Origin of the sequence: Limnohabitans sp., assembly GCF_023910625.1 — a bacterium.
In the GTDB taxonomy this organism is placed as follows: Bacteria; Pseudomonadota; Gammaproteobacteria; order Burkholderiales; family Burkholderiaceae_C; genus Limnohabitans_A.
On sequence record NZ_JAAVVW010000003.1, the window covers coordinates 877336 to 896694 of the forward strand.

Annotated in this window: 19 protein-coding genes; 6 read left to right on the forward strand and 13 right to left on the reverse strand. The window is 58.9% G+C overall.

What is annotated here, in order from left to right:
• Nucleotides 1–15: 15 nt before the first annotated feature.
• From HEQ17_RS07265 to HEQ17_RS07275, 3 genes are read right to left on the reverse strand one after another with little or no spacing between them, the layout of a single operon-like run.
• Complete coding sequence (locus tag HEQ17_RS07265) at nt 16–753, reverse strand: nitroreductase (RefSeq protein WP_296292116.1); 738 nt, start codon at nt 751–753, stop codon at nt 16–18.
• Entirely contained in the window at nt 750–1202 is a 453-nt protein-coding gene (locus tag HEQ17_RS07270; RefSeq protein WP_296292117.1) for a thioesterase family protein, read from the reverse strand. Before HEQ17_RS07270 ends, HEQ17_RS07265 begins: the two co-directional genes overlap by 4 nt.
• Nucleotides 1199–2137, reverse strand: a complete 939-nt coding sequence (locus HEQ17_RS07275; protein ID WP_296292118.1) for a histone deacetylase — start codon at nt 2135–2137, stop codon at nt 1199–1201. The genes HEQ17_RS07270 and HEQ17_RS07275 overlap by 4 nt, the downstream gene beginning before the upstream one ends.
• 192 nt (nt 2138–2329) lie before the next feature.
• Between HEQ17_RS07275 and HEQ17_RS07280 the strand changes: the two genes are divergently transcribed.
• On the forward strand, nt 2330–2869 hold the full coding sequence (locus HEQ17_RS07280) for a phasin family protein (RefSeq protein ID WP_296292119.1): 540 nt from the start codon (nt 2330–2332) through the stop codon (nt 2867–2869).
• A gap of 145 nt (nt 2870–3014) precedes the next feature.
• Here the strand turns inward: HEQ17_RS07280 and HEQ17_RS07285 are convergent, their stop codons facing one another.
• A complete protein-coding gene (locus HEQ17_RS07285; RefSeq protein WP_296293697.1) occupies nt 3015–3881 on the reverse strand; it encodes a patatin-like phospholipase family protein in 867 nt (288 codons plus the stop codon).
• Between the two features lie 181 nt (nt 3882–4062).
• On the opposite strand from HEQ17_RS07285, the gene HEQ17_RS07290 reads away from it, so the two are divergent.
• Nucleotides 4063–5106: an extracellular solute-binding protein gene (locus tag HEQ17_RS07290; protein ID WP_296292120.1), complete on the forward strand. Its 1044-nt coding sequence runs from the start codon at nt 4063–4065 to the stop codon at nt 5104–5106.
• A gap of 433 nt (nt 5107–5539) precedes the next feature.
• Here HEQ17_RS07290 and HEQ17_RS07295 read toward each other — a convergent pair whose 3' ends face one another.
• The 6 genes from HEQ17_RS07295 to cfa form a co-directional block, all read right to left on the reverse strand.
• Nucleotides 5540–5953: a hypothetical protein gene (locus HEQ17_RS07295; protein WP_296292121.1), complete on the reverse strand. Its 414-nt coding sequence runs from the start codon at nt 5951–5953 to the stop codon at nt 5540–5542.
• A 1-nt stretch (nt 5954) separates the two neighbouring features.
• The gene (locus HEQ17_RS07300; RefSeq protein ID WP_296292122.1) at nt 5955–6422 is read right to left on the reverse strand and encodes a hypothetical protein; all 468 of its coding nucleotides are present in this window, start codon (nt 6420–6422) and stop codon (nt 5955–5957) included.
• Nucleotides 6423–6431: 9 nt separating this feature from the next.
• Complete coding sequence (locus HEQ17_RS07305; RefSeq protein WP_296292123.1) at nt 6432–6749, reverse strand: hypothetical protein; 318 nt, start codon at nt 6747–6749, stop codon at nt 6432–6434.
• Between the two features lie 317 nt (nt 6750–7066).
• Nucleotides 7067–8671: an alkyl hydroperoxide reductase subunit F gene (gene ahpF, locus HEQ17_RS07310; RefSeq protein ID WP_296292124.1), complete on the reverse strand. Its 1605-nt coding sequence runs from the start codon at nt 8669–8671 to the stop codon at nt 7067–7069.
• 182 nt (nt 8672–8853) lie between these two features.
• A complete protein-coding gene (gene ahpC / locus HEQ17_RS07315; protein WP_296292125.1) occupies nt 8854–9420 on the reverse strand; it encodes an alkyl hydroperoxide reductase subunit C in 567 nt (188 codons plus the stop codon).
• A 294-nt stretch (nt 9421–9714) separates the two neighbouring features.
• Complete coding sequence (gene cfa / locus HEQ17_RS07320; protein ID WP_296292126.1) at nt 9715–10890, reverse strand: cyclopropane fatty acyl phospholipid synthase; 1176 nt, start codon at nt 10888–10890, stop codon at nt 9715–9717.
• Nucleotides 10891–11109: 219 nt separating this feature from the next.
• Between cfa and HEQ17_RS07325 the strand changes: the two genes are divergently transcribed.
• Nucleotides 11110–11868, forward strand: a complete 759-nt coding sequence (locus HEQ17_RS07325; RefSeq protein ID WP_296292127.1) for a 3-hydroxyacyl-CoA dehydrogenase — start codon at nt 11110–11112, stop codon at nt 11866–11868.
• Nucleotides 11869–12127: 259 nt separating this feature from the next.
• Here HEQ17_RS07325 and acs read toward each other — a convergent pair whose 3' ends face one another.
• Nucleotides 12128–14089, reverse strand: coding sequence for an acetate--CoA ligase (gene acs, locus HEQ17_RS07330; RefSeq protein WP_296292128.1), 1962 nt, complete (start codon nt 14087–14089; stop codon nt 12128–12130).
• Between the two features lie 171 nt (nt 14090–14260).
• Here acs and HEQ17_RS07335 point away from each other — a divergent pair, with 171 nt between their 5' ends.
• Genes HEQ17_RS07335 through murI form a run of 3 tightly spaced genes read left to right on the forward strand, consistent with a single transcriptional unit; the run spans nt 14261 to nt 17373 of the window.
• The gene (locus tag HEQ17_RS07335) at nt 14261–14860 is read left to right on the forward strand and encodes a TIGR00645 family protein (RefSeq protein WP_296293698.1); all 600 of its coding nucleotides are present in this window, start codon (nt 14261–14263) and stop codon (nt 14858–14860) included.
• A gap of 46 nt (nt 14861–14906) precedes the next feature.
• Nucleotides 14907–16460, forward strand: coding sequence for a fumarate hydratase (locus tag HEQ17_RS07340; protein WP_296292129.1), 1554 nt, complete (start codon nt 14907–14909; stop codon nt 16458–16460).
• Nucleotides 16461–16515: 55 nt separating this feature from the next.
• Entirely contained in the window at nt 16516–17373 is an 858-nt protein-coding gene (gene murI / locus HEQ17_RS07345; RefSeq protein WP_296292130.1) for a glutamate racemase, read from the forward strand.
• Between the two features lie 28 nt (nt 17374–17401).
• Here murI and HEQ17_RS07350 read toward each other — a convergent pair whose 3' ends face one another.
• Both HEQ17_RS07350 and HEQ17_RS07355 read right to left on the reverse strand, forming a co-directional pair.
• Nucleotides 17402–18709, reverse strand: a complete 1308-nt coding sequence (locus HEQ17_RS07350; protein ID WP_296292131.1) for an MFS transporter — start codon at nt 18707–18709, stop codon at nt 17402–17404.
• Nucleotides 18710–18721: 12 nt separating this feature from the next.
• Nucleotides 18722–19354 carry a DUF6806 family protein gene (locus HEQ17_RS07355; RefSeq protein WP_296292132.1) on the reverse strand — a complete coding sequence of 211 codons (633 nt, stop codon included), beginning with the start codon at nt 19352–19354 and terminating at the stop codon, nt 18722–18724.
• Between the last annotated feature and the right edge of the window lie 5 nt (nt 19355–19359).

A 19359-nucleotide genomic window follows, 5' to 3' on the forward strand; every position in this document is an offset into this window, starting at 1 on the left:
TCTTTAAGTAAAGCGTCAATCCACCCAATGGGTGAAGTCTTGCGAAGGCACCCGTGTGGTTTGGAAGGTGTTGACCAGCGCTGCTTCGTCGGCATAGCCCAGCGACATGCCGCAAACCACCATTTCGTTCTCACCCGCACCCACCAGCGGCAAGATGATTTTGGAAAAACCATTCCAAGCCGCTTGCGGGCAGGTGTGCAGGCCACGCGAACGTGCCGCTACCATGATGCTTTGCAAGAACATGCCGTAGTCGAGCAAGCTGCCCCGGCCCATGACTTTGTCGATGGTGAATATCAAGCCCACGGGGGCGTCGAAAAAGCGGAAGTTTTTCTGGTGCTGCGCGTGCATCAAAGCCTTGTCGCCCTTGCCGATGCCCAGCACGCCATACAGGCCAAAACCGCATTCGCGGCGGCGGTCAATGTAGGGGCTGACCCATTTTTCGGGGTAATAGTCGTAAGACTCGGCGTAGTCTGCGGCCAACGCTGGGTTGGCGCTGATGGCATCGTGCGCAGCGCAGGTTTTGGTCACCAGCTCGTCGCGCTTGGCGCCTTGCAGCACATACACCTTCCAGGGCTGGGTGTTGGTGCCGCTGGGCGAGCGGGCGGCAATGCTCAGCACCTCTTGCAACACGCTGCGGTCCACCGCTTGAGGCAAATAGGCGCGGGCCGAAAAACGGCTCAAGATGGCAGCGTCCACGCTGGCCGGATCGCTCACGCGGGTGCTGACCTGGGGTCCGATGTTCAAAATACTCACGTCAATGTCTCCAAAAATGCTTTGAGTGGGCCCGGCAAGGGCACGGGGCGGCGGGTTTCGCGGTCCACATACACATGCACAAAGTGGCCCCGGGCGGCAGTCAATTCTGCGCCTTGCGCGAACAGCCCCACCTCGTAGCGTACGCTGGACGTGCCCAGCTTGGCCACACGGATGCCCGCGTCAACCGTTTGCGGGAACGCCAGTGGCGCAAAGTAAAAACACTGGGTTTCCACCGCCAGGCCAATGGTGCTGCCCCCGTGGATGTCGAGCACGCCCTGCTCTATCAGCGTGGCATTCACGGCGGTGTCGAACCAGCTGTAGTACACCACGTTGTTCACATGGCCATACACATCGTTGTCCATCCAGCGGGTGCTGATGGGGCGAAACGCCTTGTAGCTGCTGCGGGCGTCGGCTTGGGGTTTGGCTGCGGGCGAATCGGGGGTGTTCATCGCCCGAGATTGTGCCAGCGTTGCCACAACTGCCAGTAGGCCAAAGCCACTCCCCAAGTCTGCACTTGCACCTGCACCGTGGTCTCGATGTCGTGCCCATACCCCCCTCCCATGCACAGCACCACCGGCAGCCTGCGCTGCCAGGCCCAGTCCATCACCAACCGGTCCCGTGCCTGCATGCCATCGACCGTCAATTTGAGCCGCCCCAGCCGATCGCCCTCATGCGGATCGGCCCCGGCCAGGTAAATCACCAGTTGGGGGTCAAAGCGGTCTTGCAGGCTTTGCAAGGCCTGGTGCAAGGCGGCCAGATAAGGCTCGTCGGTGCAACCGTCGGGCAGGCCCACATCCAGGTCGCTGGGTTCCTTGCGAAAGGGGAAGTTCTTTTCGCCATGCACAGACAACGTGAACACGCTCGGGTCGCCTGCAAAAATATGCGCCGTGCCATTGCCTTGGTGCACGTCCAGGTCGATCACCGCGACGTTCAAGGGCCGCCGGTGATGCCGCCAGGCCTCGGCCTGCATCAGGCGGGCCGTCACCGCAATGTCGTTGAACACACAAAAGCCGCCGCCTTTGTGGGCATAGGCGTGGTGCGTGCCCCCAGCCAGGTTGCCCGCTAACCCGAGTTCCAAAGCAGCGCGGGCAGCAGCCACGGTGCCCCCCACTGAACGGCGCGCCCGCTCGGCCATGGCTGCGCTCCAAGGGAAACCGATCTCGCGCTGCAAAGCCGCATCCAGGCTGCCGTTGACGATGCCCTGGATGTAAGCCGGGGAGTGCACCAGCGCCAACTCGCCATCGCTGGCGGCCGGGGCCTCATGCATTTGTACGGCGGGCAACTCTTGTGTGAGGCGGTCACGCAAGCGGCTGTACTTGCGCATGGGAAAGCGGTGGCCTTCGGGCAAGGGCAAAACAAAATGGTCAGCGTAGTAAGCGTGCATGGGAGTGCGTGTTGGGGCCTTCGATTCTAGAAAACCCTCTCTAAACTGAGCCGCAAACAGGTCCATCCCCTTGCAATACCCCGTGAAAACCCTATACTTCAATCCATGCTGCACTGCAACAAAGTTGTACGGCCCCGGCCAGTTACAGAGCAGTCCTCTTGAAACCCAACCTTTTTTGATCTGGAGATCCTCATGATGACCGCTGAACAAATCGTCGCCTCACACAAAGCCAACGTGGAAACCCTGTTTGGCTTGACCGCCAAAGCCTTCGAAGGCGTTGAAAAACTGGTCGAGTTGAACCTGAGCGCTGCCAAAGCCGCCTTGGATGAGTCCGCCAACAGCACCCAGGCCACCTTGAGCGTGAAAGACGCGCAAGAGTTGCTGGCCATGCAAGCCAACTTGTTCCAGCCCTTGGCCGAAAAGACAGCCGCTTACAGCCGTCACCTGTACGACATCGCTTCGGGTACAGGCAGCGAGTTCACCAAAGCCTTCGAAGCCCAAAGCGCCCTTGCGCAAAAGCAGCTCGCGTCTTTGGTGGAAAACGCCACACAAAACGCTCCCGCTGGCTCCGAGCAAGCCGTGGCCATGATGAAGGGTGCAGTGAGCGCGGCCAACTCCGCCTACGAGTCGGTGCAAAAAGCGGTCAAGCAAGCCACCGATATGGCCGAGTCCAACATCGCCGCAGTGACCCAGTCTGTCACCGCTGCCCCCAAAACCGCCAAGAAGAAGTAATTCAAGGGCCGCTCAAGTCGGCCTGTCTTGACCCGTTTTTTGCAAGTTGTCTCCTCGGATCCTTTTGAATTTCGTCAGGGAAACAGGGATCCCTTCCAGGGCTGATCGCCAGATCAGCCCTTTTTTTGTGCTGACAAGACCCTCTTCAGCGCCCTGCCTCAAAGGTGGCCAAGCGCGCTTTCAGGCCTGGCAGCGCCTCGCGCATAGCAGCCCTGCCCGCCTCGATGGACCGCTGCCTGGCACCGAAATCGGCGCTCCTGACGCCTGACAATGCAGGACGCACCACCCAATCGGCTTCTTTCAGCGCAAGTTGGTTGATGCTCTTGCCCATGATGGCAAAGGTCTGCATCAGGATCTGGAAGGTGTCTGCCGAGGGGTTGCCCTCTGGATCGCTGGAAATGTCGACCGCGATGACGAAATTCGCCCCCATATCGCGGGCTTGCCGAACCGGAACCGGCGCTACCAAACCCCCATCGACATACTCGCGTTCCGCCACACGCACCGGCTGAAAAACCCCCGGCACCGCGCTCGAAGCGCGCACCGCAGCACCCGTGTTACCGCGCCTGAATGTGATGGCTTCGCCATTGCCCAAGTCGGTGGCCACAATGCCCAGCGGAATTCTCATTTGCTCCAGACTGCGCCCCCCCACCTGGGTGTTCACATATTTGGCCAATGCCTCTCCACGCAAAGCCCCCCGGTTCAAAATGGGCAGCATCCAATCGGTGATGTCGGCCTCTTGCATGGTTTCGGCCGCCCGCACCAACTCAGCCGGTGTCTTGCCACTGGCATACAAAGCTGCGACCAAACTCCCGGCAGAGGTGCCCACCACAAAGCCTGGCCGCAGGCCCGCTTCTTCCAGCACCTGTATCACCCCCACATGCGCGAATCCTCGGGCCGCCCCCCCGCCCAAAGCCAAACCCAGCCGCACTTCCTTTCGCTCCACACTGGGCGGCACGGAGCCCGAACCTGTGGGCGCTCTGCTCGGGACGCTGCTGCAAGCGGCCAGTGCCATTACCAAAGACAGCAGGCTCCAACGCCCATGCCCCCTCAGAGCAGCCACGCCAGAGCCCAAGCGGTATCGGTTTTTTCCATTGTTTGTTTTCACTGAAAACATTTTTACCTCAAATCTTATTGATAACGATTCGTATTTGATTTATACTGTGATCTTTCTCAACCAACCGAAGACTTCAACCATGAACTTCTCACGCACACTTTTGAGTTTGGCCTGCCTCATGACCGCCACAGCGTCCATAGCACAAGACAAGGTGTTGAACATCTATTCTGCCCGCCACTACCCCAGCGATGAGGTGATGTACAACGAATTCACCAAAGCCACGGGCATCAAGATCAACCGGGTGGATGCCGACGATGCCGGTATTCTCGCCCGCCTCAAGGCCGAAGGAGCCGCCTCCCCTGCCGATGTGATCTTGCTGGTCGATGCGGCGCGTTTGTGGCGCGCCGAAGTCGATGGCCTGTTCCAACCCATCAAATCCAAGGTTCTGGAAGACGCCATCCCCGCCAACTTGCGCGCCAAACCGGCTGACAACGGCGGCACGGCTTGGTTTGGCCTGTCCACCCGCGCCCGTGTGATGGTCTATGACAAGGTCAAATTCAACAAATCCGATGTGGACACCTATGAAAAACTGGCCGATCCCAAATTCAAAGGCAGCTTGTGCATCCGCAGCGGCTCACACCCTTACAACCTGAGTCTTTTTGGGGCTTTGACAGAGCACCTGGGCCCGCAAAAAACCGAAGCCTGGGCCAAAAGCTTGGTCGACAACATGGCCCGCAGCCCCAAGGGTGGCGACACCGATCAGATCCGCGCCGTGGCAGCGGGTGAATGCGGTGTGGCCGTCACCAACTCTTATTACTTGGCGCGCCTGATGCGTTCGAGCAAGCCCGAGGACCGTGCGGTAGCCGAAAAAGTTGGCGTGGTCTTTCCCAACCAAAGCAGCTGGGGCACCCACATGAACGTGGCCGGAGGCGCTGTGGCACGCCACGCCAAAAACAGCGCCAACGCGGTGCAGTTTTTGGAGTACTTGGCCAGCCCAGCCGCCCAAAACCACTTTGCCAATGGCAACAACGAGTGGCCTGCGGCCAAAGGGGTCAACTTTGACAACCCGGCCCTCAAATCCATGATCGGCAGTGGTTTCAAAAGCGAATTGATCCCGATCAGCGCCGTGGGCATGAACCAGATCAAGGTTCAGCAGATGCTGGACCGGGTGGGATTCAAGTAAAGCCTAAATGGGGCAGCCCCTGGGGTTGTCCCTGTGAAAATTCATGACACTTGGGCGAATGCCTTCTCTTAAGGAATGCGGATAAACCGCTGCTACCCAAGTTCGAAATGACTGTGCCCGTGTTTGGTGTACTTCCACTGCTGACGGCACTGGATCAATTCAAGCTTGTCACCAACACATGCGGGTCTGTGCGCTGCCTTAACGCACCAACGGCATAAAGCTGGGTCGACCCTTGTTTTTTGAAGTTTGGCCTCTTGTTAGAGCCTTTGACTTTGTCCTTCAAGCATCGCATGCAAGCCCTTGATTTCCATTCAAGCTTTTTCAGCCTCTTCAGCATAAGCGGGGCGCGGATTTGGCGCATCACTGGCGCGGTGATGCTCGCTCATGCTGGGATGGCCTGGTTGATCACGAGCGGGGATAGAGGGTTTAAGGCTCAGGCACATCGCCGCGTCTCCTCAGTGGTCTGCGCATCGCAATCTTGTCCAGTTCGGGCGCACTGACCATCGTCCTGCAGCCAATGGTGTGCATGTCCAACGCATCCGGTCTGGCAAATTATTTTTTGAGCAGCTTGCCAAGCTTTCTCAGTGAGGGATGGTTTGGCTTTTCTGAACGAAACCGCCATGGTCGGTAATGGCAAGGAATTGGCAGGCCTGCTCCCATCGACCAGACCCCAGAACCGCTGGGTCTGATCCAGTAGACGCTGAGCTCGCATGCGCATCAGCTGTGTTTGCAGTTGCTCAATTTGCAACTGTTGCTGGCGAACCAACGCACTCACCTGCACTTGAACGCCGCCCATGTGACGCAACACGATAGCCAGCTCTAAAGAGGACTCAGACAATGCTTGCATATCACGCCTTGCTGAATTTTTTTTGCCACATTGTCCAACGGCGTTCTTCGTTGTCCACATAAGACAGCTCGTCAACACCCCAGGGTTGTCGCTGAACATCTGCTACGGATATACCTTGGCTTCTCAAGGATCGGGTCCAAGGTGCTGACCAGATGGCGATGTTTTCTACTTCTATCCGGACGGAAAAAGCGCCATAACTGCAGGACTCGACTTTTTCAAAGCGCCCAGGTATTGCTCGAGTTCCAAGAAGCATCCAACTTGCACCGGGATGTACAACCAGCGCCACACAGCCCGGCACTTGCTCTTTGACGATCAAGCCCTGCGTTCGGGCATGGAAATCAAGAGATTCACGCCAATTGCGAACAAAAACCACGGTCTTACACAAAAGCTGACGTGGATTGAGCTGAAGGGCCAGATCGCGAAAATCTGGCGAGGTTCCGATGGTTTGGGATTGGGCACGAGTTTGCATGACTGCGACTTACTGAATGACTGTGACAGCAGGAAGGAACTTGGCCGAATCAAGCTTCGACTCTGCTCCCAAATCCGGAGCCGCTGACTGCTGTGCCCATGGGACGACCAAGCGCTTCAGGGCCTTTCTAAATCCCTCTGAGAGGCCAGGATGACTTGCAAGCACTTCAAGATTCGCACCAATTTTGCGGGCCATCCATTGCAAATGTTGCTCATTTTTGTTCTGAGCATGTCCAGTCATCAAAGCCATGGTGGCCATCAGAACCGCCTCCGCACAAGGCATCACATACTCTTGATTCGATTCGTCCCATGCAGCGTCTGTTTTCATGTTCCATCCTTTCAGTTGAAGTGATCTGATCGGCTTGATTGTAAATGCGAATTGTTCGTATTTATAGAAAATCAAAATAAAACCCACACGCACAGAAAGTCATTCGAGACTTTCCTCGTGTGGGTTAGACCTCAGGCATGAACCAGATCAAGGTTCAGCAAATGCCGGACCGGGTGGGTTTCAAGTAAGCCCAAGCGGCCAAAAGGCCCAGATTACAAAAACTTGACGCGCCCCTGCAAGGCCAGCAGAGTCACTTGTGGGGCGGATGCCCCAGCCCCCACCACGACGCCGAGCTCAGGGGTTGAAAAACCGTAGGCTTAAACGGCTACTACATTCTCTGGTGTTGGGGTGTCACTCAGCGGCAAAGCAGGCAAACGGATCAGGTGGTCAAAGGCGCTCAAGGCGGCTTTGGCACCTTCCCCCGCAGCGATGACGATCTGCTTGTAAGGCACTGTGGTGCAATCGCCCGCTGCAAACACGCCGGGCACGTTGGTGTGGCCTTTGGCGTCCACCACGATCTCGCCGAATTTGCTCAGCTCAACCGTGCCCTTGAGGAACTCGGTGTTGGGCACCAGGCCAATTTGCACAAACACGCCTTCCAACTCGACCCAATGGTCATCGCCGGTCGTGCGGTCTTTGTAGCGGATGCCGTTGACTTTGCCGCCATCGCCCGTGATTTCGGTGGTCTGGGCGTTGGTGTGGATGCTCACGTTGGGCAAGCTCTTGAGCTTGCTCACCAGCACCGCATCGGCCTTGAGTTGGTCGGCAAATTCAAACACTGTGACGTGCTTGACGATGCCCGCCAAGTCAATGGCCGCCTCAATACCGGAATTGCCGCCACCGATCACGGCGGTGCGCTTGCCCTTGAAAAGAGGACCGTCGCAATGCGGGCAATAGGCCACACCCTTGTTTTTGTACACGGCTTCGCCGGGCACGTTCACATTGCGCCACCGGGCCCCGGTGGAGAGGATGACCGAACGGGCTTTCAAAGAGCCTCCATTGGCCATTTGCACATCAATCAGGCCGCCTGACTCGGTCGCCGGGATGATTTTTTCGGCGCGTTGCAAGTTCATGATGTCCACCTCGTAGTGGCGCACTTGGGCTTCCAGAGCTGCCGCAAACTTGGGGCCGTCGGTCTCCAGCACAGAGATGTAGTTCTCAATCGCCATGGTGTCGTTGGTCTGGCCGCCAAAACGCTCGGCGGCCACTCCCACACGGATGCCTTTGCGCGCAGCGTAGACAGCCGCAGCCGCGCCGGCAGGACCACCGCCCACGATCAACACATCAAAGGGGTCTTTGGCGGTCAGCTTGGCCGCGTCGCGTTCACCGGCTTTGGTGTCCAGTTTGGCCACGATTTCTTCCACCGACATGCGGCCAGAGCCGAACACTTGGCCGTTGAGGAACACCATGGGCACCGCCATGATCTGGCGCTCTTGCACCTCTTTCTGGAAAGCACCGCCTTCGATCACCACGGTTTTGACCTGCGGATTGACGATGGCCATGAGCGACAAAGCCTGCACCACGTCGGGGCAGTTGTGGCAGCTCAGCGACATGTAGACCTCAAAGTTGAAGTTGCCTTCAAGGGCCTTGATGCTGTCGATGACGTCAGACTCGACCTTGGGGGGATGACCGCCCGTCCACAGCAGGGCCAACACCAACGAGTTGAACTCGTGGCCCAGAGGCAGGCCCGCAAAACGCACGCCTTGCGTTTGATCCTCACGCGCCACCACAAACGACGGCTTGCGTGCGTCGTCACCCGAGGTCTCCAAGCTGACCTTGTCAGACAAACCGACGATGGTCTCCAGCAGGCTCTTCATGTCGGTGCCGGTCTCGCTGTCGTCCAACGAGGCGATCAGGCGGATCGGCTGGCGCAGCAAGGCCAGGTATTGCTGCAATTGGGCTTTGAGGGTGTCGTCGAGCATGGTGATCTCCGGTTTTTCGGGGGGCAGTGAACTTGGACCCGCGCTTGTGGCGCAGGCCAGGGAACAGGGGGAATTGGGGTGAATTTGGGCGAATTGAGGGGGAATGCGTTGAGCGCAAGGCACGCAGGCTTGTGGCCCGCATGCGTTGAACTCAGCGCCCTGACCAGCAGGGCACCCGAGATTCAGATCTTGCCGACCAGGTCGATGGAAGGAGCCAAAGTCTTGGCGCCTTCTTTCCACTTGGCGGGGCACACTTGGCCGGGGTTGGCGGCGGTGTACTGAGCGGCTTTGAGCTTGCGCAGGGTCTCGGACACGTCGCGGGCGATCTCGTTGGAGTGCACTTCGGCGGTCTTGATCATGCCTTCGGGGTTGATGATGAAGGTGCCGCGCAATGCCAGGCCTTCTTCTTCAATGTGCACGCCAAAAGCGCGTGTCAGGGTGTGTGTCGGGTCGCCAACCAATGGGAACCTGGCCTTGCCCACAGCAGGCGATGTCTCGTGCCACACTTTGTGCGAAAAGTGGGTGTCGGTGGTCACGATGTAAACCTCGGCACCAGCTTTCTGGAACTCGGCGTAGTTGTCGGCCGCGTCTTCGATTTCTGTGGGGCAGTTGAAGGTGAAGGCGGCGGGCATGAAAATCAGCACCGACCACTCACCCTTGAGGGTTTCGTTGGACACTTGCACAAACTTGCCGTTGTGGAAAGCCTGGGTTTTGAAAGGCTGGACTGGGGTATTGATCAAAGAGGACATGGTCATTTCCTTGGAGTGATTAATAAAAACTATCAAATGAGAAAACTCATTGGTCACAATCATAATGCAACCTAGGGTTTTTACTCATGAGTAGTTTCTATGGGGCCGATTGGCAAAAGCTTTGCGCCCAAACACCACCAAGGTCAAACAGTCCGAGATTCATACCCCGTCGACCCCAACCCCAGCACAAAGAAATAGCACTGATTGGACCAGGTGACGATGCACCAGCACTGATGCGAGTCTGTCACCAGGCCAACCCAAGGGACACCATGGAACATTGGCCCCGGCCGCAAGTCACATCAGCGGCCTGCGATAACCCCCGGCCTGCCCGCCCGGGGCCAGTACCACTTGCCAGAGCTGGTTGTCACGGGCTCGGAATGTGCCAGCGCAACACAAGAGGTAGTAACGCCACATGCGGTAAAAGCGTTCTCCATAGCGGTCTTTCAGAGACGGCCAGGCCGCTTCAAAGCGCGCATGCCAGGCCATCAGCGTTTTGTCATAGTCCTCGCCAAAGTTGTGCCAGTCCTCCATGACAAATTGGTCTTCGCTGTAAAAAGCGATGTCCGATGCCGAGGGCAGCGCGCCATTGGGGAAGATGTATTTTTCGATCCACGGATCGATCCCGGCACCCGCGCGATTTTTGCCAATGGTGTGCAGCAAAAATAAACCGTCGTCCCTCAGGCTGCGCCGGGCCATATCGAAGTAGGCGCGGTAGTTTTTGTGGCCCACATGCTCAAACATGCCGATCGAAGCCACACGGTCAAAGCGCTGCTCGCCATGCGGGTTGAACTGCCGGTAATCGACCAGCTCAAAGCGCACCGGCAAGTCACGCGCCTTTTGCGCGCCCAGTCGGGCTTGCTCTTTGGAGATGGTCAGCCCCACACACTGCACCCGGTAATGCCGGGCCGCAAACAGCATCAGGCTGCCCCAGCCGCAACCAATGTCCAGCAGCGTCATGCCAGCTTGCAATTGAAGTTTTTGGCAAATCAGGTCCAGCTTGGCCTCTTGCGCCTGTGCCAAGCTTTGCGCCACAGGCCAATAACCGCAGCTGTAGGCCATGGACGGGTCGAGCATCGCTTCGTACAAATCGTTGCCCAAGTCGTAATGCATTTCACCCACCAGCCAAGCCCGTTGCGGTGATTGCAAATTCGTCAGTCGGGCCTTGAGCGATGCCCACAACCACCCGGCCCTGCCCACCTGCTCGTCCAGCCGCGCCCGCAAAATCCGCGCGATCAACTCGTCCACCTGGTCGCAATCCCACCAGCCATCCATGTAACTCTCCCCCAGACCCAAACTGCCGCTGGTCAGGATGCGGTCAAACATGGCGGGGTGGTGCACCCGCATGTCCCAGGATCTTCCGCCGCCGACCCGGATGTCGGCCGTGGCCAGCAATTCGCAGGCGCGCCGCCAGTTGTCGTCGGTACTCACCAAAACGGTTTCGTTCTTGTCCCAAATGAGCTCTGAAGCCATGCGGTTCTCCTGTTCACCCACCTACCCGGTCCGGTCGACCGTGAATGTGATCATGTTAGGGACCCCTCTGGGCCAGTGTCCATTCAGCAAATCCGGTAGCCCAATACCGGGTTCTCAGTACAGAAAACCAGACACAAGCGCGGGAATTGCGCCCATTTTTACAGGCCATGCGGGCATAATTGACGTTGACGTAACGTCAATCATATTCAGGAGCAACACATGGACATTCAAGGCAAAGTTTTCATCGTCACCGGCGGCGCATCGGGCTTGGGCGAAGGCACAGCGCGCATGCTGACGGCCCATGGCGGCAAGGTGGTGATTGCCGACATGCAGGCTGAAAAAGGTGAAGCGATTGCCAAAGAACTGGGCGGGGCCTTCGTCAAGTGCGATGTGAGCAATGAAGCCGACGGCCAGGCCGTGGTCGCCAAAGCCGTGTCCATGGGCAAGCTGGTGGGTTTGGTCAACTGCGCGGGCATCGCCCCGGCCGAAAAAACCGTGGGCAAAAACGGCGCGCACAACCTGGCCATTTACATCAAGACCATCATGGTCAACCTGGTCGGCACCTTCAACATGATCCGCTTGGCCTCTGAAGCCATGTGCAAAAACGAGCCCGAAGCCACCGGTGAGCGCGGCGTGCTGATCAGCACCGCCAGCGTGGCCGCTTACGACGGCCAAATCGGCCAGGCCGCCTATGCCGCATCCAAAGGTGGTGTGGTCGGCATGACCTTGCCCATCGCCCGCGACCTGGCGCGCAACGGCATCCGCAACATGACGATTGCCCCCGGCATCTTCGGCACCCCCATGCTGTTTGGCATGCCGCAAGAGGTGCAAGATGCGCTGGCCGCAGGCGTGCCCTTCCCCAGCCGCTTGGGCACCCCGCAGGACTACGCCAAACTGGCCAAACACATCATTGAAAACGACATGCTCAACGGCGAAGTCATCCGGCTGGACGGCGCGATTCGTCTGGCTCCGAAGTGATCTGAGCTTTTCCTTGCCCAAAACACAGCGCTCACCCGAACATCACAAGCCACTTGAGTCTGATCGCTTTGGTCTGACTGAGCGCACGCAAAACCCTTTGCGCCACGGCCGCTCCAACCTGCAAGACCTGCGCAACGAGCAGCCCAAAGCGCAGAATAATCCGTGCCTGGATCGGCTCCAACAGAACTGCCCCCACAAGTTCTGGACGAGCCATCAAAAACGGCAGCCAAAGCTGCCGTTATTTCAACCGACACCAAAATCAGTAAGCCTGCCCCAGTTGCCCCAGGATGGCGGGGTTCTCAAGTGTCGAGATGTCCTGCGTGATCTCCTCGCCCTTGGCCAGCGAACGCAGCAGGCGGCGCATGATCTTGCCCGAACGGGTCTTGGGCAGGTTCTCACCAAAGCGGATGTCTTTGGGCTTGGCAATTGGACCGATTTCCTTGGCGATGTGGTCGCGCAATTGCTTGGCAATCGCCTTGCCTTCGTCGGTGTTGGGCAGCGAGCGCTTGAGCACCACAAAGGCGCAAATCGCCTCACCCGTGGTGTCATCGGGGCGGCCCACCACTGCGGCTTCGGCCACCAGCTCGGTGCAGCTGACCAAGGCCGATTCGATTTCCATGGTGCCCATGCGGTGACCGGAGACGTTCAGCACGTCGTCGATGCGGCCGGTGATGGTGAAGTAACCGGTTTTCTCGTCACGGATCGCACCGTCGCCCGCCAAGTAGTACTTGCCTTTGAAGTCATCGGGGTAGTAGCTCTTTTTGAAACGCTCGGGGTCACCCCAAATGTTGCGGATCATGGAAGGCCATGGGCGCTTGACCACCAAAATGCCGCCTTGGCCATCGGGCATGTCTTTGCCGGTCTCGTCCACGATGGCGGCTTGGATGCCGGGGAAGGCCAGCGTGCAAGAGCCGGGGACCATGGGCGTGGCACCAGGCAAAGGCGTGATCATGTGGCCACCGGTTTCGGTCTGCCAGAAGGTGTCGACGATGGGGCAATGGCCGCCGCCCACATGCTTGTGGTACCACTCCCAAGCGGCGGGGTTGATCGGCTCACCGACCGAACCCAACAAGCGCAGGCTCGACAAGTTGTAGCTCTTGGGGTGCACAGCATCGTTGGCTTCAGCGGCCTTGATGAGTGAGCGAATGGCGGTGGGCGCGGTGTAAAAGATCGAGACCTTGTGGTCCTGGATCATCTTCCAGAAACGGCCCGCATCGGGGTAAGTGGGCACGCCCTCGAACACGATTTCGGTGCCGCCCAAAGCCAAGGGGCCATAGGTGATGTACGTGTGGCCCGTGACCCAGCCGATGTCGGCGGTGCACCAGAACACATCGTCAGCCTTCAGGTCAAAGGTCCACTTGGTGGTGAGCGCTGCGTGCAGCAGGTAGCCGCCTGTGCTGTGTTGCACGCCTTTGGGTTTGCCGGTCGAGCCCGAGGTATAGAGCAAGAACAAGGGGTGCTCGGCACCCACCCACTCGGGCTCGCAGGTGGTGGCTTGCTGGTCAGCCAGCTCGGCCATCCACACGTCGCGGCCAGCGGTCATGGCGATGTCGGCGCCCGAGCGCTTGACGACCAAGACATTCTTGATGGAGCCGCAACCGCCCAGGTTGATGGCATCGTCCACGATGGATTTGAGGGGCAGCAACTTGCCGCCGCGCACCTGGTTGTCGGCGGTGATCAAGGCCACCGCACCGGTGTCTTCGATGCGGTCGCGCAACGACTGGGCTGAGAAACCCCCGAACACCACCGAGTGGGTCGCTCCAATGCGGGCGCAGGCTTGCATGGCGGCCACCCCGTCGATCGACATCGAGATGTAGATGACCACGCGGTCACCCTTTTTGATGCCCAAGCTTTTGAGCGCGTTGGCGAATTGGCAGGTCTTGGCCAACAATTGGCTGTAAGTGACCTTGCTCACTTCGCCGCCGTCAGCTTCAAAAATGATGGCGGTCTTGTTGCCCAGGCCTTTTTCGACGTTGCGGTCCAGGCAGTTGTAAGAGGCGTTCAACGTGCCGTCTTCGAACCACTTGAAAAAGGGCGCGTTGGATTCGTCAAGCACCTTGGTGAAAGGGGTCTTCCAGCTGATCAGCTCTCTGGCCAGACGGGCCCAATAGCCTTCGTAATCGGCTTGTGCTTCTTGGCAAAGGGCTTGGTACGCAGGCATACCGGAGACATGGGCGTTTTTGACAAAGTCTGCACTGGGTTGGTAAATCGTGGGGCTCATCTGATTTGTCTCCTGTTTGACGTGGCGTTTTGAAAACTGGCGTAAATGTCGGCGTTCGCTCTTACAAAGCACTGACGAAGGGTGCCCAAGGCCATTTTCTACCGAAACCGCTGATCCAAGCCCTAAAATTCGGGTTTGCCCGAAGTACCCGGCTCTCAACCCATGAAAATCATGCCCAAAACCACGCCTCCCCATCAAAGCGCTCTGAATCCACTCAACAAGTTCATTTTCGCCAGCCGTTGGCTGCAATTGCCTCTTTACTTGGGGCTGATCGCCGCACAAGCAGTCTATGTGTTCCATTTTTGGGTGGAGTTGGTGCACCTGCTCGAAGCGGCATTTGGCAGCCAAACCGCACTGCAGGCGCTGGTCAACAGCATCGGCTACAAAGCCGATGCGCCCATCACCTCACTCAACGAAACCGTGATCATGCTGGTGGTGCTGGCCCTGATCGATGTGGTCATGATCTCCAACTTGTTGATCATGGTCATCGTGGGCGGCTACGAAACCTTTGTGTCGCGTCTGAACCTGGAAGACCACCCCGACCAGCCCGAGTGGCTCGACCATGTGAACGCCTCGGTGCTCAAAGTGAAACTGGGCACGGCCATCATCGGCATCAGCTCGATCCACCTGCTCAAAACCTTCATCAACGCGGCCAACTACGACGAAAAAGTACTGATGTGGCAAACCATCATCCACATGGCTTTCTTGCTCAGCGCCATCGCCATTGCCTACGCCGACCGACTCATGTCTCACCACGAAAAGGCGCACTGAGCGCCTGATAACGACCATTTTTTGGTTTTCTCGAGATCAAAGCACCATGACCACCCTGATCAAACAAGCCGACCTGATTGAATCCGTCGCCGCCGCGCTGCAATTCATCAGCTACTACCACCCCGCTGACTTCATCTCGCACCTGGCCAGCGCTTACGAGCGCGAGCAAAGCCCGGCAGCCAAGGACGCCATTGCGCAAATCCTGACCAACAGCAAGATGAGCGCGATCGGGCACCGCCCGATTTGCCAGGACACCGGCATCGTCAATGTGTTCCTCGAAGTCGGCATGGACGTGAAATTCGACGGCTTCACCGGCAGCCTGGAAGACGCTGTCAACCAAGGCGTGCGCCAAGGCTACAACTTTGCCGAGAACATGCTGCGTGCGTCGGTGGTCTCTGACCCACATTTCAACCGCAAGAACACCAAGGACAACACGCCCGCTGTGATCTTCACCAGGATCGTGCCCGGCAACAAGGTCGATGTGACCGTGGCGGCCAAAGGCGGCGGCAGCGAAAACAAGTCCAAGCTGATCATGCTCAACCCCGGCGACAGCATCGTCGATTGGGTGCTCAAAACCGTGCCCACCATGGGCGCAGGCTGGTGCCCACCCGGCATGCTGGGCATCGGCATCGGCGGCACCGCCGAAAAAGCCGTGCTCTTGGCCAAGGAAAGCCTGATGGACGACCTGGACATGTACCAGCTGCTCGAAAAATCCAGCCAGGGCGAAAAGCTCGACCAGGTCGAAGAGATGCGCCTGGAGCTTTACCACAAGGTCAATGCCCTGGGCATTGGCGCGCAAGGCCTGGGGGGGCTTACCACCGTGCTGGACATCAAAATCAAAATGTACCCCACGCACGCGGCCAGCAAGCCGGTGGCCATGATCCCCAACTGCGCCGCCACCCGCCACGCGCACTTTGTGCTTGACGGCTCTGGCCCAACGTATTTGGAAGTGCCTTCGCTCGACCTGTGGCCCAACGTGGGCTGGACGGCCGACACCGAAAAAAGCCAGCGCGTGGACCTGAACACCCTCACGCCCGAGCAGGTCGCCGCTTGGAAACCCGGCCAAACCCTGCTGCTCAACGGCAAGATGCTCACCGGCCGCGATGCCGCACACAAGCGCATTCAGGACATGCTGGCCAAGGGCGAGAAACTGCCTGTGAGTTTCAAGAACCGCGTGATTTATTACGTCGGCCCGGTGGACCCCGTGGGCGACGAGGCCGTGGGCCCCGCAGGCCCAACGACTTCTACACGCATGGACGGCTTCACCGAAATGATGTTGGGCCAAACCGGCCTGATCGCCATGATCGGCAAAGCAGAACGTGGCCCAGTCGCGATTGAGGCCATCAAAAAGCACAAGAGCGCTTACCTGATGGCCGTGGGCGGCGCAGCCTACCTCGTGTCCAAAGCCATCAAGCACGCCCAAGTGGTGGGCTTTGCCGACATGGGCATGGAAGCCATTTACGAATTTGACGTGGTCGACATGCCGGTGACGGTGGCCGTGGACGCGGGCGGCACCAGCGCCCACATCACCGGCCCCGCCGAATGGCAAAAGCGCATCGCCACCGGCGAGTTCAAGGGCATTGGCGTCACAGCAGGTTGATGCAACCGAACTTGGCCTGGCCTCGCAAGCGGCCTTTTTTCAGACCCGCCACCCCATGACCTCCGACCAGCGCCCCATCGGCGTGTTTGACAGCGGCATTGGCGGCCTGAGCGTGCTGCAGGCCTTGCACACAGAACTGCCGCACGAGCGCTTTGTGTACCTGGCCGACAACGCGCACGCACCTTACGGCGAAAAAACCGATCTTTACGTCCGACAACGCACGCACGCCATCACCGAACATTTGCTGGCGCAGCACCAGATCAAGGCGCTGGTGGTGGCCTGCAACACCGCCACCGCAGCGGCCATCCATGAGCTGCGCACGCAACACCCACAACTGCCGCTGGTGGGGGTAGAACCCGCGCTCAAACCCGCCGTGGCCCTGAGCCAGACAGGCCACATAGGTGTGATCGCCACACGCGGCACTGTGGCCAGTGACAAGTTCGCGCGTTTGCTTGAATCTGTGCAAGGACAAGCCCGGTTCACGGTGCAGGCCTGCAATGGCCTGGCCCTAGCCATCGAACAAAGCACCCTGCCCCAGCATGCCGCGCAGGCCCAAAAACGCATCACCGAACTGCTGGCGCAATACACCACCGCCATGGGCACGTTTGGCAAAGGCCCAGGCCAGATGGACACATTGGTGCTGGGCTGCACGCATTACGTGTTTGTGGAAAAGCCATTGAAGGCGCTGCTGGGTCCCGATGTGCAGCTGGTGTCGACCGGCGAGGCGGTGGCCCGCCAGACCAGGCGCTTGCTGGAAACCGCTGGCCTGCTGCGTTCAGACCCCGCACCCCCGCAGACCATCCAACGCATGCGATTATTCACCACCGGTGACTTGCATGGCCTTGAGGCTGCGGCCCGGCGATGGCTGGATTTGCCGCAAGGGGCCTGTCACAAAGCGCCTGAACACGTCTGAAGGCAGGACCCAACAGACGCCCTGCTGATCAGGCCGCGAGCTGTCCCATCGCCATGCGGCGACCGCGCTCCACGTTCACCGGCATCAAGAGCATCAAGCCCAAGATGAACAACAGCGAGGTGGACCCGATCGCCAGGCGCTGGTTGCCGTCGCTCAGCCAGGTGATCAGGCCATACATCAAGGGCCCCAAAATGCTGGCCAACCGGATCGCAAACGTCCACAGACCAAAAAACTCACCCAAGCGCTCGGGGGGCACCATCAAACCGGCCATGGCACGGCCCGAAGATTGGCTCGATCCCATGCAAAAACCGGCAATCCCCGCCGCCCACCAGAACATGGCCTTGTCGGTGGACAGCGCCGCAATGAAGCAAGTCGCCACCCAGCCCACCAAGGTCAGCGCCAGTGTCAGCTTGTGACCGATGCGGTCTTGCACATGCCCGAGCAACAAGGCCCCGCCGAAAGCGGCCAGGTTCAGCACAAAGATCAGCACCATGGTTTCTTGGGGCTGAAAGCCGATGACCTGCTCCGCATAAATGGCCGCCAGCGTGATGGCCACCGCCACCCCGCCCTGGTAGGCCACTGCACAAGCAAGCAAACGGGTGAAGTCTTGGTACGGCTTCGCCTCGCGCAAGGTCTGGCGCAAGCCGCGCAAGCTTTGCATCACAGACACCACCGGGGCATTCGGTTTCGGCGGCGAGTGCTCGCGCAGCAAGGCAAAGGTCACCAAAGCCGCCGCGCCGTACATGGCCGCAGTGATCCACATCGTCACCGGCACGAACTGGCTGCCCGACTCCCCACGTGCCCGGGCCGCCAGCACATAAGCCAAACAAATGCCCAAAGTCAGCATGCCGCCGATGTAGCCCAAAGACCAGCCCCAGCCGCTCACGCGGCCCATGGCCTCTGATTTGGCCAATTCAGGCAAAAACGAGGCCGTGAGTGACTCGCCATAAGCAAAAAAAGCGTTGGACAGCACCAGGATGAACAAACCCAGCGCCACCTGACCCGGTCCGACCAGCGACAAGGCCGCCGTGCTGATCACGCACCCCGCCGTGACCCACATCAGCATGCGTTTTTTGCCGGCCACCCGATCGGCCCAAGCGCCCAAACCGGGCATGGTGAGCATCACAATCAGATAAGACAAGCTCAGGCCCGAGGTCCAGGCCAAGGTGGCCCAGTCGGCACCGTCGGCCACACCGCCCACAAAATAGGCGGCAAACACGGCCGTGATGACCACCGTGGAATAACCCGAATTGGCGAAGTCGTACATGGCCCAGCCCAAGACTTCGCGCAAGCGAACGCCCGGATTCAGCGAAGAACGAAGCAAGTCGAGTTTCATGGTGCTCTCCAATCAGTGCAAATGCCTTGGGCGGCGTCCACCACCACTGCCGCCATGTCCGCTTGACCCCCCCGAGCCACGCGGCGGTTTGCCAAGCTCCAGGGAGCTGACCAGGCTGTCAAAGCGCTGGCTGAACAGCTTGTCGATCTCGGTCACCACGCCCGACAACTCGGCCCCGTCAAAGTGGCGCTCCATCATGTTGACCACATCGTGCACCAACAGGTCGCGCTGGGCCTGCATGATGGCGCCCGGATCAGGCCCCACAAACAGCATGACGAAATCGTCACGCGACTCAGACCCGGCTGCCTCGTCTTCTTCGTCAAAATCAGCGTCGTAAAACGTCACTTCGATCTGGGCACCAGCCGATGACAAATCATTGAGGTTCATGCACAAATCGTCCAGGACCATTCGAAAGTCCTCGTCGCCGCGCACGGTCCAGCACATGTTCAGTCTTTGAGCCTGGACATCAAAGCGGATACCAGGCTCTTCTTCGTAAAGACTCTCGGCGCCTTCATTCAGGCTGCGCGCTCCGGCGTAGTGCCAAAGCGGCTTGAGCGCTTCCTGTATCGCCTTGATGTCGGTGCCAGGCTTGATGGGTACATCACCGTGCACATGAATTTCAAGCGGTGCGTTGTGGTTTTTCATGAGGG